Origin of the sequence: Prosthecobacter sp. (assembly GCF_044373815.1) — a bacterium.
Lineage (GTDB): Bacteria > Verrucomicrobiota > Verrucomicrobiia > Verrucomicrobiales > Verrucomicrobiaceae > Prosthecobacter.
Genome location: NZ_JBIPNG010000108.1, coordinates 1 through 15,668, shown reverse-complemented (window position 1 = coordinate 15,668; position 15,668 = coordinate 1). Strand labels below are relative to the sequence as shown.

Annotated in this window: 18 protein-coding genes; 14 read left to right on the top strand and 4 right to left on the bottom strand. The window is 52.3% G+C overall.

Features of this window, described 5'->3' with window-relative positions:
- The first annotated feature begins 289 nt into the window (after positions 1 to 289).
- Together ACIREA_RS11395 and ACIREA_RS11390 are read left to right on the top strand one after the other, a co-directional pair.
- Complete coding sequence (locus tag ACIREA_RS11395) at positions 290 to 1,507, top strand: ubiquitin-like protein (RefSeq protein WP_397382399.1); 1,218 nt, start codon at positions 290 to 292, stop codon at positions 1,505 to 1,507.
- 128 nt (positions 1,508 to 1,635) lie between these two features.
- Entirely contained in the window at positions 1,636 to 3,327 is a 1,692-nt protein-coding gene (locus tag ACIREA_RS11390; RefSeq protein ID WP_397382398.1) for an SET and MYND domain-containing protein, read from the top strand.
- A 50-nt stretch (positions 3,328 to 3,377) separates the two neighbouring features.
- Here the strand turns inward: ACIREA_RS11390 and ACIREA_RS11385 are convergent, their stop codons facing one another.
- From ACIREA_RS11385 to ACIREA_RS11375, 3 genes are all read right to left on the bottom strand, one after another.
- Complete coding sequence (locus ACIREA_RS11385) at positions 3,378 to 4,112, bottom strand: TraX family protein (protein WP_397382397.1); 735 nt, start codon at positions 4,110 to 4,112, stop codon at positions 3,378 to 3,380.
- A gap of 88 nt (positions 4,113 to 4,200) precedes the next feature.
- Positions 4,201 to 4,365, bottom strand: coding sequence for a hypothetical protein (locus ACIREA_RS11380; protein ID WP_397382396.1), 165 nt, complete (start codon positions 4,363 to 4,365; stop codon positions 4,201 to 4,203).
- A 171-nt stretch (positions 4,366 to 4,536) separates the two neighbouring features.
- Positions 4,537 to 4,917 (bottom strand): GIY-YIG nuclease family protein, encoded by a 381-nt coding sequence (locus ACIREA_RS11375; protein ID WP_397382395.1) that lies wholly within the window; start codon positions 4,915 to 4,917, stop codon positions 4,537 to 4,539.
- 630 nt (positions 4,918 to 5,547) lie between these two features.
- Here ACIREA_RS11375 and ACIREA_RS11370 point away from each other — a divergent pair.
- Complete coding sequence (locus ACIREA_RS11370) at positions 5,548 to 6,249, top strand: DUF4230 domain-containing protein (RefSeq protein WP_397382394.1); 702 nt, start codon at positions 5,548 to 5,550, stop codon at positions 6,247 to 6,249.
- Positions 6,250 to 6,360: 111 nt separating this feature from the next.
- Entirely contained in the window at positions 6,361 to 6,768 is a 408-nt protein-coding gene (locus ACIREA_RS11365; RefSeq protein ID WP_397382393.1) for a hypothetical protein, read from the top strand.
- A 499-nt stretch (positions 6,769 to 7,267) separates the two neighbouring features.
- On the opposite strand, the gene ACIREA_RS11360 is transcribed toward ACIREA_RS11365, so the two are convergent.
- Positions 7,268 to 7,669, bottom strand: coding sequence for a hypothetical protein (locus tag ACIREA_RS11360; protein ID WP_397382392.1), 402 nt, complete (start codon positions 7,667 to 7,669; stop codon positions 7,268 to 7,270).
- A gap of 400 nt (positions 7,670 to 8,069) precedes the next feature.
- On the opposite strand from ACIREA_RS11360, the gene ACIREA_RS11355 reads away from it, so the two are divergent.
- The 10 genes from ACIREA_RS11355 to ACIREA_RS11310 all read left to right on the top strand — a co-directional run.
- Complete coding sequence (locus ACIREA_RS11355; RefSeq protein ID WP_397382391.1) at positions 8,070 to 8,849, top strand: hypothetical protein; 780 nt, start codon at positions 8,070 to 8,072, stop codon at positions 8,847 to 8,849.
- 13 nt (positions 8,850 to 8,862) lie between these two features.
- Positions 8,863 to 9,081, top strand: coding sequence for a hypothetical protein (locus ACIREA_RS11350; protein WP_397382390.1), 219 nt, complete (start codon positions 8,863 to 8,865; stop codon positions 9,079 to 9,081).
- Positions 9,082 to 9,144: 63 nt separating this feature from the next.
- The gene (locus tag ACIREA_RS11345) at positions 9,145 to 9,627 is read left to right on the top strand and encodes a hypothetical protein (protein WP_397382389.1); all 483 of its coding nucleotides are present in this window, start codon (positions 9,145 to 9,147) and stop codon (positions 9,625 to 9,627) included.
- 401 nt (positions 9,628 to 10,028) lie between these two features.
- Entirely contained in the window at positions 10,029 to 10,574 is a 546-nt protein-coding gene (locus tag ACIREA_RS11340) for a hypothetical protein (protein ID WP_397382388.1), read from the top strand.
- Entirely contained in the window at positions 10,571 to 11,386 is an 816-nt protein-coding gene (locus tag ACIREA_RS11335; protein ID WP_397382387.1) for a RecB family exonuclease, read from the top strand. The genes ACIREA_RS11340 and ACIREA_RS11335 overlap by 4 nt, the downstream gene beginning before the upstream one ends.
- Positions 11,368 to 11,820, top strand: coding sequence for a hypothetical protein (locus ACIREA_RS11330; RefSeq protein ID WP_397382386.1), 453 nt, complete (start codon positions 11,368 to 11,370; stop codon positions 11,818 to 11,820). Before ACIREA_RS11335 ends, ACIREA_RS11330 begins: the two co-directional genes overlap by 19 nt.
- Before the next feature lie 4 nt (positions 11,821 to 11,824).
- A complete protein-coding gene (locus tag ACIREA_RS11325; protein WP_397382385.1) occupies positions 11,825 to 12,205 on the top strand; it encodes a hypothetical protein in 381 nt (126 codons plus the stop codon).
- A 75-nt stretch (positions 12,206 to 12,280) separates the two neighbouring features.
- Positions 12,281 to 13,354, top strand: a complete 1,074-nt coding sequence (locus ACIREA_RS11320; RefSeq protein ID WP_397382384.1) for a WGR domain-containing protein — start codon at positions 12,281 to 12,283, stop codon at positions 13,352 to 13,354.
- Positions 13,355 to 13,482: 128 nt separating this feature from the next.
- Positions 13,483 to 14,919, top strand: coding sequence for a DNA polymerase III subunit beta (locus tag ACIREA_RS11315; RefSeq protein ID WP_397382383.1), 1,437 nt, complete (start codon positions 13,483 to 13,485; stop codon positions 14,917 to 14,919).
- A 49-nt stretch (positions 14,920 to 14,968) separates the two neighbouring features.
- Positions 14,969 to 15,668: DUF932 domain-containing protein (locus tag ACIREA_RS11310; RefSeq protein WP_397382382.1), on the top strand; the 700-nt coding region annotated here is incomplete at its 3' end.

The window sequence follows — 15,668 nt, the reverse complement described above, 5'->3', positions numbered from 1 at the left end:
CAAGCTACAGGTGCCCGTGCTTGCCGGCGCCCCCTTCTTAAAGGACTGGCAGGAGGGCCACCATCTTTACCAGAATGTCGGCATCCACCCCGTCAAGGGACAGCCCGATCCGGTTGAAGTATATTCTCTGATTGATGTGCCGACAATGTCGATCTGAGCTGCATCCAGGTACCGCGACATTTCCTCGCAAGTCATGAGCTGGACAGCCCCCCTCACACCCCGTCCCCGTTCCACATCCAGGGCCAACTCGACCCGGCACACTCAAAAGCAATTTCAGAGCAGACTAAATATGAACAAAATCATTTGGTTATTCACCATAATCTTTGGCATCGCTTTGGTGCCAGAGGCCGATGCAAGCATGCAAATCTTCGTCAAAACGTTGACGGGGAAGACGATTACGCTCGATGTGGACTCATCCGACAGTATCGAGAATGTGAAGCAGAAGATCCAAGACAAGGAAGGTATTCCTCCCGATCAACAACGGCTTATTTTTGCGGGCAAACAACTGGAGGATGGCAGGACACTCGCGGATTACAATATCCTGAAGGAATCCACCCTGCATCTGGTGCTTCGAATCCGCTTGGATGAACAGAGTTTGACGGAACAGGCTCAAATTTCTCGTACGGCAATGCGCACCGGAGGGATGGTCTTGCACGGGCTGCATGGGCATCCGATGGATTATCGTGTCGCTCCGGGGAAGGGCTATGCGGTTTGGGTCGGCGGCGATTGGGGGGAGGATCAGTATGCTCAGCGTGATGGTAGTTTGGGCATCGCTGAAATCGGTGCCTCGCGCGTCTTGAGTTCTTCTGGAATCCAACTCGGTATTGGCTTGGGGAAATCGTGGAGCGATCACGATACCTACTTGGGAGGCACCCAGAAACTGCGCGGCGATTATCTGCTGGGGGAATTAATCCTTCCGGCGAAAGTGCTAGGCTCGAATGCATGGATGACATTGACTGGCTATTACAATCAATCCGATGCGGAAATAATGCGCGCATACAATACCGGATTGGCAACGGACAATTCAAAGGGCGAGACCGATGTGGCGACATCGGCATTTCGCGCACGAGTTGACTGGGAAAATTCGTTCGCTGTCGCAGGCTGCAAATTCTCACCCTACGTCGACTTGTCTTTTATTGAATCACAGGTCCACGGCTATAGCGAATCGGGGGGCGCGGCTCCTGCCGTCTATGCTTCCCGCAACGATCACTCCATCGAAGGGCGAGCAGGTCTGAACATGCTTTACGAAATCAATCCTTCCATGGCAGTGACTGGAGAAGTCGGCCTTTACCAACAATTGAGTGAGAGAAATTCCGCCGTGAATGGTCTATCATCGGGATCCAACTTCAGCTTAATGATGTCGAACGCTGATGACACTTGGATGCTTGGCTCGATTGGTGTCACTGCCCTCACCGAGTTAGGCACTGTCAAATTACGACTCAATGGCACCACCGAGGGCGGCGATTCGAGCGCTTGGGTGTCGTTGCTCTGGACTATATCTTTGTAGTCGAGGTGCATGATCACACGCTTTATTGATCGGCGCTGCTTCATATTTCGAGCTTGTGCCAGTGTTCGTCTGGTTAAAAGCCGCGCTGAGCTGCCATTTTGCGGCAGGATGGATTCCCCCACCAAGTCATGTCGTTATCACTGATCCACTGGTGTCGTGGTGCTCTTCGCCGAGTGTTTCAGCGCGTTACCCAGGAGCATGCCCCTCTCGCCGATGTTCTCACTGCACGTGTCGCAGACTCACCGGAGTTCCTTTTCAAGATCGGCTGTTCTGCTACACTGGGCAGGCATGCCATTGCAACTCATGCGCTCACAGAAAAGCCGCCCGGCACTCTTTTGCTGCGAGAGGTGAGTCATATCTGGATTCCCACGGGGCTAGGTAGAGAGTTGGTGTGTCACTCGTGCGCAAACGAATTCACACCCTCCAAGTCATCCCATGCTCGTTGGGTGATCTGTCAAGGTTGTGGCGGGCATGCGCGCTATTGCTCAAAAAAGTGTCGTGATGAACATGCCACGCTGCACCAGCCAATCTGTGCAATTCTTGGCGACGCGGCAACAATCGCGGCCCGGCATCAATGTCCTCTCGAATTGGTGCAAGCCCTTCTTGCGCTTGTTGCAAAGCGCGCTGCCGGTCTGCCGCCCCGCCAGTGCCCAAAGGAGCGCGAAACGCTAGGTTCCGATCCGTTGGCTTTCGAGGCTGGTCCCGAGGCATTTTCTCAGATGCTCAGCAACGCTGGAGCATCGGATTCTGCGTCGCGCCGCAGCTTACGGGCGTTGGCGACATCCCTATGCAACAAACTGCCAGAAGAAATCCGTCCTCCGATCGACCTTTTCTTCACGTGGGCCTCCCAGATTAATGCTAATGCACACGGCCTCAACCGCGCGAGTCACACCGATGAATCCTTTGGCTTTGGACTCTTCCCGCTGGGCTCTATCTTCAACCACTCGTGTTTGCCCAACTGCACGTACACCAATGAGGGGGCGCAGTTGGTATTTCGCCTCCTGCGCACTGTGCGCGAAGGTGAAGAGCTTTGCGTAAATTACACGGAGCTTTACGCGTCACGCGATGAACGCCTGGCTGAACTGTGGTTGAGCAAGTCTTTCAAATGTCACTGCCGACGTTGTGATCAGACTCCGGTTGGCGATGAGGAAGCCCGCCTCATCGGTGCTGAACCATTTGTTTCCGCCATCCTGTGCGACCAGACGAAGGGATGTTCTGGTTTATTGCATCAATGCAATGTGCTTACGGACCGGTTGGGCGACCGCAGTGCCAAATGGGAGTGCTCAGTTTGCCACGCGGGCTGCACCTACGGACACCTTCTCGACACTTACCTCACACCATTGCGCGAGCGCTTGCAAAAGGCGATGCTCGAATATTCTCAGGGATTGGCTGGTGGGGCAGCGGCTTCGCTACGCCACACATTTGAATCGTTGTTAAGATCGGCCATTGCCTGCCTCCCTCCTTCCCACTCTCTCGTTTTTAATTGTTATCTTCCGCTCATCAATTGTTGTTCGTCGCTCAAGGACTACGCGGCCAAGGAACGTTACGCGCGGGCCTTGGTCGAAATCGCCAGTGCGGTTCTGCCTGAGTACCCGCCGCTTGCCAATTACCTGGAGGCCTTCGCGCAGTCACTTAACGAAGTGGTCACCACGACGCCCGCCATGCCACGCGATGCACGTCAAACATACGCCCAAGAGGCGATGGTCGCACTGCAGAGATCGCTGAACATTTGTGAAGTCTGCTATGGGATAAGCCATCAGAAAACGGTGCAATCCCGCGACAAGCTGCGCCGAGCAGCGGCTGCGGCCAAGTCGCGCTGAGTATTGCGTTTCCTGAAGCCGGGGGGATGCCCATGGTCTTCGCTCTTCAGCTAATGCATAATTGCGTAAATGACCAACAGGTGGGCCGGGTAAAAGGTGTAGAAGAGGTAGCGCCAGTCGCGCCCTCTTTGACCGTTGTGACGGCTCAGGAGAGGAAGTGCCAACATGCAGCCGAGGTTGATGAAGTTGATCAACTGGTAACTCGGATCTCCTGTGCGCGCGCTGACGACGGCAAAAAAACCTGCATTCGCTAGCAATAAGCCACCCAGCGCTGCGACCGTCCAGCCGAAGTGTCCCCGAGTGGCATGGAATACAAAGACCATTAAAATGCCAAGATGCCACCAATCCAAGGCGATGTAAAAACCAGCAATACTCACAACGAATAGCAAAGCCGCCACGAGCCAACGCGAGTGGATACGCTCCACTGCCCAGATCACACACAGTCCCAGTAACAGATCAAAAAGTACGTTGAGTCCGTGCGGGAAAACCAAGCGATAGAAAGGCTGGGCCAACAGTGCAAATAGGAGCAATCGCAGCAGGTAGCGACCAAGGTGCCGCGTGTGGTGATAGCCCTCGACAAGGAGAAATGCGATGATGGGCATCGCTAAGCGGCCGATGACGCGCAGCCAGAGAGCTTCGGGGTAAATCAGTGCGCCGACGTGGTCTATAGCCATTGCGGTGATTGCTATCACCTTGAGGTCAAATGCGTCAAAGCGCGGTCCATTTTTAACGTTTATAGGTCTCGCCTTGGGGCTACGCCGCGATGTAAGCTTCTCTTTTTTCATGTCCTGCTTTCCACAATCCGTGTGGTTGCCGGAAACCTTGTGCAAATCAAAACACAAAAAATCGGCCGACCATCTTAATCGTTCGAATCTAACCCAGTTCTTCAATGATGAACTCGAGTACGAGGTCTGCGAGCTCGACCATGCTGACGGGCAGTTCTTCTTCGATGGTGGCGTGGTATTCGGATTCGCTGCATTCCTCGCATTCGGGTTGCGGGTCTGGCACCAGCGACTGGCGTTGAGAGGATCGCCTCACTCTATCCCCGGCTTTGAGGGGGGGGGCGGTTGAGGGGCTGTGCCATTTTCCTCACGAACCAGTTCAAGATTCAGCCTGTCCGATCTGGCTTCAATTTTCAGCCACCATGGGTCCCCCTTCCAGACGCCGGCACGATTAAACGGTGGTCGATGTTCCAGAAGCAGCACGCGCTCAAGCTCGATGGCTTCGGTTTGCGTGGCACATTCCTTCCACTCGATGCACCAGTTTCAGTGTTCGCTTGGGGTTTTTCTCCGGAGTCACATGCCTGTAGCTGCCAATACGTGCTCTCAGGTCCAAAGACTGGCCGATGTAAAGCAGCTCGCCATCTTTGCCGTAAAAGAAATAGACCCCAGGCACAGACGGCAGTGAACGAAAGAAGTCAGACCCCAGCCGAACCGAGAGCGGATTCTCGATTTGGAACAATTTCAGTTGCTTGAGAGATGTCTGAACTGCCTCCATGCCGGCAAATTCCGTTGTGATAGGAAGGGTTTCAACGACAAAACCATCACCACCGAAAATGAGGTGCAGTAGTGCAGCAGCAGCATTTTGCACCTCTGCTGCAGTTGTTTAGTGCAGTGTGTGGATATGCAGCAGCAACGGTTTCTTAACCGTTGCTGCAGCTCCATGCACGTTCTGCTGAAATTAATAACCAAAGATTATGCCAAACTCAGGATGATGATGGCGCTGCTGCATGATCGTGAATCACATCTTATTTTCGGCTTCGCTTTATCCAGATGCATTGCAAGGCAGTGAGGGGTGCGGTTAATGAACCGGTTCCAGGCCCTGATACCGCCTTGTGATACTGAGTTTTTTGGAGCCATTGGACGCGCCCGGACGAATCACACTCACAATGGCAATCAGTCCGGCGAGCTCCCTGACGTTGGTCATTTTGCATAGTGAGATCATTAACAGCAAGAGCGTGATGGTTCCACATTTTGCAGTCCTCTGGCGTTCAGGCATAACGGCTGTCAGATCTCGCGCTCAGGACACATTCAGTTCTGCCGTCTTAAACGCATTGGTTGCCCTCAGAGGCTTATTGCACAGTCGCATTCTGTTGACCGGCAACGTAGTAAAGCGAAATAATTCGCATGAACGCTCTCCCTAATTTGCATCCATAGAGGGAAGCGATAAAGTCGCTGATTAACCTTGCAACTTGTTCACCATCCCTACTGTTTGCCGAAGATGAGCACTCCCTCAGCACGAAACACTCTCGCCAAAGGCATCTCGGTAGCACTGGTTTTAACGGTGGCGCTCACAGGGGCATATTTTCTCTATGAGAAGTCATTCAAGGGCGTTCAGGAGACTGCTGGAGCTACCAAGGATGGAGCCATTGATGCGGTTGAACGCGGTATTGAGATTGTGAAGCGAAACGCAAAGGCTGTTCGTCGTGCTCTAGGTTTCGAGCCAAGGGTCACTGTTGGAACCAACACCGTTTTTGGACCATCCACCGAGCTGACTGAAATCGTTACTGCGTCGAAGACATTTGAGCACACATACATCTATGAGGTGGCTTGGGCAGGTAGCACCAAACGTCTTGAACTGAAGGGGGATTTTACAGCGAAGGCAGGTTTCGCGGTCGATGAGTCGTTCTCAATCGACTTTTCTCCCGACGGAAAGGCAGTTACTCTCCGACACCAACAACCCAAGTTGATCTCGTGTGAAATGAGCAAGATTCACGTTCTGAAGGACGAAAATGGATGGTGGAATAAGATAGATCCCTCGGAACGTGAGACAGCGCAGAATATTTTACTGGAGCAGGCACGCGCCAAAGCCTCTGGATCGGATATAATGACTGCGGCTACTCGGAATTTGCTTCAACGTTTGGCACCACTGCAAACCCAGCAGTCCTTAACAGTTTCAGACGAGTCGCGACCACTACCATGATCAATAATGGAGGGCAAAAAGCTGGTGACAACGTCTGGTAGTCATCGAGCGATTCAGCGGAGTTTTACGGTCATCGACGCATCTTAGACGTCAGCCAGAAAAATATTTGTTATGAAGCAAGACGAAATCCAGAAGCTAGCCCGAGAGATCGAATCTATCTCCAATCACTTCGAGGAAAAGCCGTGGACTGACAATATCAGGCCACTGAAGGACGACTTTGACATGGCAACAATAGGTGACCCCAAGGGGTATCTAGAATTCATCTCCGAGGCCAACGAGATCCTCCGTCAAGCGCGGGTCCTCTTTATCTATTCCGTATTCAACAGGGTATGCGAGAAAGATGGGATAGCTTATTGCTTCAAGGCACCCTACGAAGCCAATATGAAGTATAGCGCCGTGATGAAGAATGATGGTAGTTTTTACATTCTCGATGAAGACGGACACTATCGAGAAACGTTTTATACTGAGAAGTTTGCGCGTTTCGTAGAAAATGAATATTGGGAGGTGGTAGAAAAATGAGGCAGACATTGCGGTGAGATCAAATGCTGCAAGTCGCACGTCTCTTGTCGTCGTTCACGCTGGATGTTTGCTAAATTTGTCATTGGGTTCTTCATTCGATAGAACTCGTGCCTGATTCATTTGCTTTATGTGCTTTCGCTCGCGCTTTGAAAATAATATGCTCAGATCACGATAATATACGAGCTGCTCCAGAACAACAGAATGCTATGCCAATAGCGCCGAGGGTGATGCATAGCAATTTGAGCACCTCAGATGCCTGAGAAACGCTTTCTGTGAGGCCTGCGACAGACGTGGAGGTTTTCTCCAATAACGGGGGAATAATTGGAAGCACAGAAGACTCCATGAGTTTCAAATCACTGGCATATCGTCGCAGTAGATGGGCCGTTGTATTCAGGCTGTCACGGAGTTGAGGTTTAATTTCTTTGAGAGCGGTTTTGCTTTCTAGAAGGCTTGCATCTACTGATTTTCGCAGTCCGCGAATGTTTTTGGCATCCTCATATTATTTGGTTCTTTCATTCAGCACATCTTTTCCAGGTATGTAAGCTGTGATATTAGCCACTAAATCCAGGCCCTTTGCCGCGTCATCGAGCGCAGGCGATGCCTTCGTAATTGCCTCGACAGTTCCTGTGGATACGTCAAGAAGATGGTCAATTTGGCTGCCAATGCTTATTAGGTTATCTGCTAAATCGTTCAAGCCCCTAGCTGTGACTTTGGAGGTCTCTGGAATTCGGGTCACTTGTGGCTGCAGCTGTGCAAGCGCGCTGCGTAGGGAGTTCAGGGTCTGCGTCATTTCCTGAGAACGTTTTTGCGCAGGCGTAACCATATTTAGCCAGAGAAGCCATGCCGCCAAACCCGTAACAATTCCCGCGATAGTCTGAATGATTCCTAATATTCTCTTCATGTGGGCGGGGAGTAGGTGTGTTGGTTTTGCGCAGCAGTAAAAATAGCAGGCAGTGTGCACTCCTGTCCATTGTAAGGGCGCCTTCATTGCAGATGGTTTAAGCACAAGACTCTGGCGTGAATATCGAGAAATTCCTTTACTGCGTCCTGCTCCCCGTTAGCATTTGAACAGTTCTGGGAGACCAGAACCGGGGCTTAAGAACCTCGCACGAACCGGCGGACATGTGCCGGAAACATGTCGCTTCCAGACCATGAATAATGGCCGGGAGGCGGCGGTTATGTCCAGGCCTCGCGGCTAAAGGCCGTCGCGGTCGTGTTCGCGCGGCTTCTTAACTCTCCGGTCACCATGGCGGGATTTCTCAGATCCCGCCTTCTTGGTGGCGAGTTTTGAAATAGCCGCCATGAACATCACTACCGTTTTCCTTGCCGTTTCCTTCGCATTCCTTTCATCAGTAGGATTTGCCCAAACACCTCCAATTCCACCAGGCACCATAGTTTTGGATCGAGGATGGCAAACTCCGATTCAAGGAGGCAGTGCAACGATGAAAGATCTGGGTGCTCTGCTCTCTCCATTTGCCCAGCCTTCAGCCGACATCTCTTCCACTCCGAGAATCTCCATCTATCAGGGGGTCACGTATTTGATGCCCTACGCGGAAGCCAAGGAAAAGCTCAATCTCATTCAAAAGGTCGTCGCCAAAAACAAGGTGGGTTGCGCTGGTTTCCCCAAAGACTCATTCTCCCATTATGTCTTCGACGGGAATTTCGACGGTCACTTTAATAAGCTCTACATCGTTGTCGATAAGGCTGATCAGGTGGTGGCAATTCAGCTTGTGACGGAATCTCCAAAGGCCGATCAGGTTCACGCGCCTTACAAGAGCACTGACTGGCACTGCTATGATTTTGTTCTTTCTCGAACGAAGGCCAGCAAACGGCTCTGGATCGACCACAAGCCTTCCTTTGAAGACAAGTATGGCTGGCACGAATATAGCGCCACATACAGCTACGGACAGCCAAAAGGACCAGTGGACGTGCTCAGAATCGACAGCCTCCTCATGAATCCTGACCTGACCAATTCAGGAAGCAGGGGGACAAATTGGAAACCACTTGAAGCAGTCCGTCTCTATCTGCCCAAGCCGATGATGGAGCTGATCCTTTACTGCGTCCGGGCGGCAAACAAATGACCCTCAAACCGATATGAAAATGTTCAGCTTTCTTGCAATGGGTTGGGGGGAGGAATTGTCCATAGGCATCTGTATCGCGATCGTCGTTGGGATCTTGTGTGCCATTCTCGGGTATTTCAGAGATTGGCTCATTTCCGCTTTCAAAATTAAAGACGTTATCGACAAGCTCGATGAAGTGTCGCGCAAGCTCGACAGCGTTGAGAAGAAGATCAACGAAAACCAGAGGCAGTGATCGGCACAGCCAGACTCCCCCCCCTCTAAAGTTCAGCTCGTTCCGGGTATAGCAGATTGAGCAATGGATTCTCCAATTCTCATCAAACCATCAACACACCTCAAGCAAATGAACCTCGATAGCATCCATTTCGAAAATATCCCACCCAAGACCAAATGGCTCGGCGCTCTGGCCATCTACTGCATAATCGTCGCCAACATACTCGTGAGCCTGTGCAAGGACACCCATCTCTTCGCAGTGCAACAAGGGGATGATGGCATGTCTCACCTTCAAATTGCGAACGGCTTCTTCTGGTTGGTGCTGATAGTCAATTATATCGCCATCATCCATTTAATCTCCAGGGCCTTTAACAACTACCCAAGAGCTATTACGTTCTGGGTCTGTCTTGCTGGTGTTGCACTCGTGCCAATGTACACTCTGCTTGGCCTCTGCGTTCTGGCCTATATGCTGTATCCATTCGTTAAACGTTGGATGTCGGCAAAATTCGTTCAGGCGGTCCAATCGGCCACGGCTCCTCAATCGGGTGCCACACCTCCAAACGAATAGCCCCCCTCCTGAGAACATCGGGATTCGGGTATATTATAATGATCGCGTTGGTCCCCTTCACGATCATCCACATTCAGGAGACACCATGGCAAAACCACGTCATTATTCTCCGCGCATGAGCAGGTTTCTTGTGGCCGTCCTGTATCACGAGGCAAAGAACAGAAAGATCCCCATGACAAAACTCACGGACGATCTTCTGCTCAATGCCCTTCGTGGTTCCCCTGGATGGATTACAGCGACGACTCTGCATTCAGCGGACATCACACCACCACCACGTTCTGAGCTGTCAAAAGCGGCATAGAACTCAAAGCAGCACACAATCCCACGCATCAAGCCAGGCCTTCTCGGTCTGGCTTTTTTCGTGCCTTCATCACACCACCAAACTCAGCACCTCTAACACCATGGCAATCAAGCTCAGTGCAAACTACAGCAAGAAGCTCGGGCTCCCTCAATATTCGAGCCACAGCTTCTCTGCATCCGTCGAAGTCGAACTCACCGACATCAGCCAGGTCGAAGCCGAAGTGCAGAAGCTTTACGCCCTTCTGCAACAAAGCGTCGATCAGGAAATCCAACACCCCGGCTTTGTTCCTGAAGCCAATGGCCGTCCTCAATCAAATGGGAACGGTCATCAGCAGCAGAATGGACGCACCTACCAGCTCAACGGCAATGGTCGTCAGCACAGCAACGGTCAACACCAGCAGAGTGATGCCTGGAACTGCACAGACGGTCAGAAGGGATTCATCCTTCGCATCGTCAATGAGAACCCCAGCATCACGAAGCCGGTAGCCGAAGATCTGTCCCAGCAGCTCTTCGGTATTGGCGTCAAGCAGCTCAACAAGATGCAGGCGTCACAGCTCATCGAAGATCTGCTTCTCAAGGCAGGTAAACCAGCGCCACGTCAAACACGCTGGCAGCAACAACAACCCACCAACCACCAAGCAGCATGAACACGCTCGCTGAAGCTCCACCCAAAGAGCCCAGCGTGAAGGACATCATCACCGGCTTGCAGAATACAGTTTCGGCCTCTCGGCTGTCTTTGTTTCTGCAATGCCGGCTGAAGTTCTATTTCCGCTACGTGCTCAAGCTCAAGAAACCCAAAACGGCTGCGCTCCATCTCGGCAATTCTGTTCACTCTGCTTTGAAGGCATGGAACAAAGCACGCTGGCTCAATAAACCGCTCTCGCTGAAGGAACTACACGACGAGTTCTCAAAGGCATGGGCGGACGATTCCGAAGGTTCCGTCAAATGGGAACCCGGCGAAGAAGATGACGAAAAAACCACAGGCTGGCGACTTCTTGACACCTACATCAGGCAAAGTGCTTCCATGGCGCTCACAAAACCTGACGCCGTAGAAGTGTCCATTGAAGCCGACCTGAGCCACCAAGGGCTTCCACGCCTTATCGGCATTCTCGATCTGGTCCAACAAGGCACCATCATCGACTTCAAAACCAGTTCCTCGACACCCAACGCAGCATCAGTCGAGCACCTCCACGAAACCCAGACCAGCGCTTATGCCATCCTCTACCGCCACAACACCGGCAAAAAGGAAACCGGCATTCAACTGCATCACCTGGTCAAACTGAAGAATCCCAAGCTCTGCATCACTGACCTTCCTCCCATGACGCAACAACAGGAACACCGCCTGTTTCACCTCATGGACAACTACTACGAGGAACTGGGTCGAACCGAGTTTTATCCATCGCCCAGCTTCGCCTGCATGGGTTGCGAGTACTTCGGTGAATGCAGACGCTGGCACTGAAACCTTTAAAGGGGGTGGATCTCTTCATCGAGGTTCACCCCTTTTATACACCCCAACCCACCACCCAAATGAAACACCTCCTTATTCTCATCATCGGCCTGCTCCTGTTCTCACCACAAGCACACGCAGGTTGGTTTTCCAAAGACACTGAACTCCTCAATGAAGCCAAAGAGCGAATCGGAGTCTTGGAATCCCGTCTCTTGTCACAGTCCATCAACCTGGATCACTGGCGCATTGCAGCCGGTTCCCTCGCTGTTGGCTGCGCCTTCCTCCTCATCATCGGAACCGCCTTAGGCTCCAAAACCCGCCAACACTTCTATGAATCAGCACGACGAATGGGAGGATCAACCCCTTCCGCACCATCACTCAACGGTCGCAAACCCCACATGGGCCAAGCGACTGAAACGAATAATCACACAACACTGGCGGCCTAGACCTATGCCATCTCCCTTGGTCGATCATGAGCTCCCACATCTCAGCGGCATCGAAAGAGCTGCCGAGGTGTTCAGGTTCATCCTCACCACGCTGGAACACGGGCTTTCGCCTTCCGGTCATTTGCGCGAGTTTACCAAAATGAATGCACGTATTGCCATCGCCATTGCCATTCCGGTAATCATGGTGGCACCGCTGGTCACTTTGGGTCTCGCACAGGTCAAGGGGTGGGTGGCAATACTCACTAGCACAATGTCCAGCTTTGTGATGTTCCCACTGTCGGTGCTCCTCTGCATTCTCCTGGTGTGTGGAATGATATACATCGGCCGTGCCATCCTTGAGATGCGCATTCGAAGCAGCCGACGAGACCCCTACAACAACTACTAGCACAATCCCCAACAACAAAACCCGAGGGCCGAATAATCTGTAACAGGATTGTTCGGCCCTTTTCATTTCAAAAATATGGAAAGCATCACCCTCTATTTCCGCGAGGGCTCATCCGACAAGGTGTATCAAGCCAGCATTCGTCCACAAGGCGAAGGCTTCATGGTTCATTTTGCGTATGGCCGTCGTGGCTCAACACTCAGCACCGGCACCAAAACTCAAAGCCCGGTCGATCACAGCCAAGCCAAACGGATCTACGACAAGCTCATCCAGGAGAAAACCGCCAAAGGCTATCTCCCTGGTGATGATGCCGGACAGATCCAGCATCCGACGTCAGCGAAAAAGCACACCGGCATCCAATGTCAGTTGCTCAACCCCATCACTGATCTGCAGCTTGAACAGTTCCTCTTTCATCCCGACTACTGGATGCAGGAAAAGCTAGATGGACGCCGGCTCCTCATCAAAAAGGAAAGCGGCATCATCACAGGCATCAACCGTTTGGGCTTTCCCACTGCGGTTCCTGAATCCATCGTCAACAGCGCCACCAACTACCAACGAGATTACGTCCTCGACGGCGAAGCAGTGGGGGATCAGTTCCATGCCTTTGACCTGCTCAGCATCGGTCATGAAGATCTGCGGGCCATGGCATATTCAGTTCGGTATTTCCGGCTGCGTGACATGCTCTACGCCTTCGACCATCCCAATATCCACAAGGTGCCCTCACAACTGGCTCCTGGATTGATGAACTGGTTCACACAGCTCAAAGCCGGAGGCAGCGAAGGAGTCGTGTTCAAGAACAAGCATGCACCCTTCACCCCTGGCAGACCCAACGCCGGAGGCCCTCATCTAAAATACAAGTTCGTTGAGACTGCTTCATTCATCGTCGCCAAGGTGAATGACAAGCGCAGCGTCTCTTTGATCCTGTTTGACGGTGAGAAAGTGCGTCCTGCCGGCAACGTCACCATCCCACCCAACCACGACATGCCTTCACCGGGTTCTGTCGTGGAATGTCGTTACCTCTACGCATTCAAGGAATCAGGCTCCATCTACCAGCCTGTTTACCTGGGACTGCGTGAAGACATCCGCTCTGACGAATGCACCACGGCCCAGCTCAAATACAAAGCTGAGGCGGATCAAAATTCGTCGTCATGATGCACTGATTCTCGCAGCAAACACGACCCCGCGGGATTTCTTCTGAAAATCGATACACCCACGCTCGACGCCCATGTGTCTTATCCGGCGCATGGGCTTTTTGCGTTCAACCCTCACCCCCAAAACCCATGAACCCAATTGCCCTACCGATAGCGGAATTGAAACCCGCTCTGGCAGGACTCGGTAAAGTGATCAACCCCAAAGCCACTCTGCCTGTCCTGCACCATGTCAAAGTCGAGCGCACCTCAGACGGTTGGATTGCTCTGACCGGCACCGATCTGGATCGTTTCGTCACCATGCGCCTTGAACACCCAGCCGAAGGTCCGCCTATGGCTGTGCTTGTTCCGTATGAGCAACTTCTGCAGCTCTCCAAAAACTGCAGCAAGGACGAGCGCCTTCTCATCGAAACCACACCTGAAGGAACCGTTATCAGATTCGCCCTGGCCAACAACCTCGGCGCGTCAAAGGTCAAACCGTTTCCTGTGGATCAATTCCCGCAGGTTCCAAGGATCAAGACCGAGTCAGTTCCATTGCCTCCATCTGTCAGAGAATCGCTTCATCAGGCTCTTGAATGTGCCAGCACTGATGAAACACGCTACATCCTCAACGGCGCTTTCATCGACGCCAGCAACCCCAAGGCGTTCAATGTGGTAGGAACTGACGGAAAGCATCTCTACAGTGCCAACTCGTTCACCCTGCCAATCAAGCTTTCGGTGCTCATTCCCACTCACAAGTTCCTCGGCTGGAAGGAATTCAACCAGGACGGAGAATGGCAAATGAAAGCGGATAACGAACACCTCCAGATCTCATCACGGCGCTGGAGGTTTATCACTCGTCAGATTCAGGGAAAATATCCTGACTGGCGTGTGACTGTTCCAAATCCAGCCGACGACAAGACCCACATCACCCTGGACCCGTCAAAGCTGGAAACGCTCATCAAACTGGTTCAGCGCATTCCATGTCACGACCCAGACCGATACCAAACAATTGGACTGGAATGGAGAGATGGTCAATTCCTGCTCCTCGGCAAAGACAGTGACAACGAGCCCTGGACACGAGTCCCTGTCCCCGACATCCAAGGAAAAGGCCCAGAGATGAGCATCTTCCTCAGTCGTCGGTTCCTCATCAAAGCCTTCGGGTACGGGATGAACGCGATCAGCCTCGTCGATTCAATGCATCCGCTCAGGTTCCATACCAAAGCGAAACAAATGATCGTGATGCCTCTGCGCATGGATTCCGGCCAGCCACAAACCCAGCAACCCAAACCCGTGAACATACCGGCTCCACGTCTGCATGTTCCATCACCCACACCACCCCAAGAAAGGAAACCCATGCTCAACAACCCCACACCTGAAACACCACCAGCCTCAGAAGGTCAGAAAACACAAGTGGAAGAAGCCATCGACATGACCCTGCTCATTCGTGACAAGCTCAACGATGGATTCAACCTGCTGCGCGATCTGTCCGTGAAACTGAAAACCATCAACCGGGATCAGAAAGCCAGCGCCAGGGAAATGCAGTCTGTCCGATCCACTCTCCGGTCCATCCAAGGGCTGAAGATTTAAACCGTCCCAACGACAAAACCCAAGCCCATGTCCTTCTTCATTGAGGGGCATGGGCTTTTTCATAACCAAAAAGGAAAACACCACCATGATTGCTAACCTTGATCCTCTGCCCGTCATCGCCACCCGTAAAATTCCCAACCTCATCCTTCACTGCGGCGCTCAAAACGTCGAACTGGATGAAGTGCGTAAAGTCAGGACACCACGCTCCACAAATAGCTGGTGTCCGATCCCTCATCACCAGCTCATCAGCCAGGTTCAAAACACCCTCAGGACCACCAACCTGCGTATCGGATCCCAAGCCCATTCGTTGTCCCATGAGGGCCAACGCTATTTTGGTTTGATGGAGATTCATGCCAAGAAAGCCAACAACGACGATTATTGCTATGTGGTTGGTCTTCGGAACAGCCATGACAAGACCTTCCCCGCTGGCATTGTTGCTGGTGCCTCGGTCTTCGTCTGTGACAACCTCTCGTTCAATGGCGATATCAAGTTCGCTCGGAAGCACACCCGGTTCATCAATCGTGACCTGCCTCAACTGGTGAGTCGTTCCATTGGACTGCTTCTGGCGAAATGGCACTCGATGGACAAACGCATCGCCGCTTACAAAGATGCAGAGCTCAGTGAAGTGCAAGCCCATGACCTGCTCATTCGCTCTGTGGATGCCGGCGTGTGCTCCAATCGTTTGATCCCTAACGTGTTGCATGAATGGCGTGAGCCGTCCCATGATGCATTTGAGGGGCGGAATGTCT

What these genes read in the sequence shown, in the direction of transcription:
- ACIREA_RS11350 (WP_397382390.1), top strand. Translation starts at nt 8,863, where the DNA reads ATGAAAATGTTCAGCTTTCTTGCAATGGGTTGGGGGGAGGAATTGTCC.
- ACIREA_RS11315 (WP_397382383.1), top strand. Translation starts at nt 13,483, where the DNA reads ATGAACCCAATTGCCCTACCGATAGCGGAATTGAAACCCGCTCTGGCA.
- ACIREA_RS11390 (WP_397382398.1), top strand. Translation starts at nt 1,636, where the DNA reads ATGTCGTTATCACTGATCCACTGGTGTCGTGGTGCTCTTCGCCGAGTG.
- ACIREA_RS11345 (WP_397382389.1), top strand. Translation starts at nt 9,145, where the DNA reads ATGGATTCTCCAATTCTCATCAAACCATCAACACACCTCAAGCAAATG.
- ACIREA_RS11395 (WP_397382399.1), top strand. Translation starts at nt 290, where the DNA reads ATGAACAAAATCATTTGGTTATTCACCATAATCTTTGGCATCGCTTTG.
- ACIREA_RS11330 (WP_397382386.1), top strand. Translation starts at nt 11,368, where the DNA reads ATGCAGACGCTGGCACTGAAACCTTTAAAGGGGGTGGATCTCTTCATC.
- ACIREA_RS11325 (WP_397382385.1), top strand. Translation starts at nt 11,825, where the DNA reads ATGCCATCTCCCTTGGTCGATCATGAGCTCCCACATCTCAGCGGCATC.
- ACIREA_RS11320 (WP_397382384.1), top strand. Translation starts at nt 12,281, where the DNA reads ATGGAAAGCATCACCCTCTATTTCCGCGAGGGCTCATCCGACAAGGTG.
- ACIREA_RS11370 (WP_397382394.1), top strand. Translation starts at nt 5,548, where the DNA reads ATGAGCACTCCCTCAGCACGAAACACTCTCGCCAAAGGCATCTCGGTA.
- ACIREA_RS11365 (WP_397382393.1), top strand. Translation starts at nt 6,361, where the DNA reads ATGAAGCAAGACGAAATCCAGAAGCTAGCCCGAGAGATCGAATCTATC.
- ACIREA_RS11340 (WP_397382388.1), top strand. Translation starts at nt 10,029, where the DNA reads ATGGCAATCAAGCTCAGTGCAAACTACAGCAAGAAGCTCGGGCTCCCT.
- ACIREA_RS11335 (WP_397382387.1), top strand. Translation starts at nt 10,571, where the DNA reads ATGAACACGCTCGCTGAAGCTCCACCCAAAGAGCCCAGCGTGAAGGAC.
- ACIREA_RS11360 (WP_397382392.1), bottom strand. Translation starts at nt 7,669, where the DNA reads ATGAAGAGAATATTAGGAATCATTCAGACTATCGCGGGAATTGTTACG.
- ACIREA_RS11355 (WP_397382391.1), top strand. Translation starts at nt 8,070, where the DNA reads ATGAACATCACTACCGTTTTCCTTGCCGTTTCCTTCGCATTCCTTTCA.
- ACIREA_RS11385 (WP_397382397.1), bottom strand. Translation starts at nt 4,112, where the DNA reads ATGAAAAAAGAGAAGCTTACATCGCGGCGTAGCCCCAAGGCGAGACCT.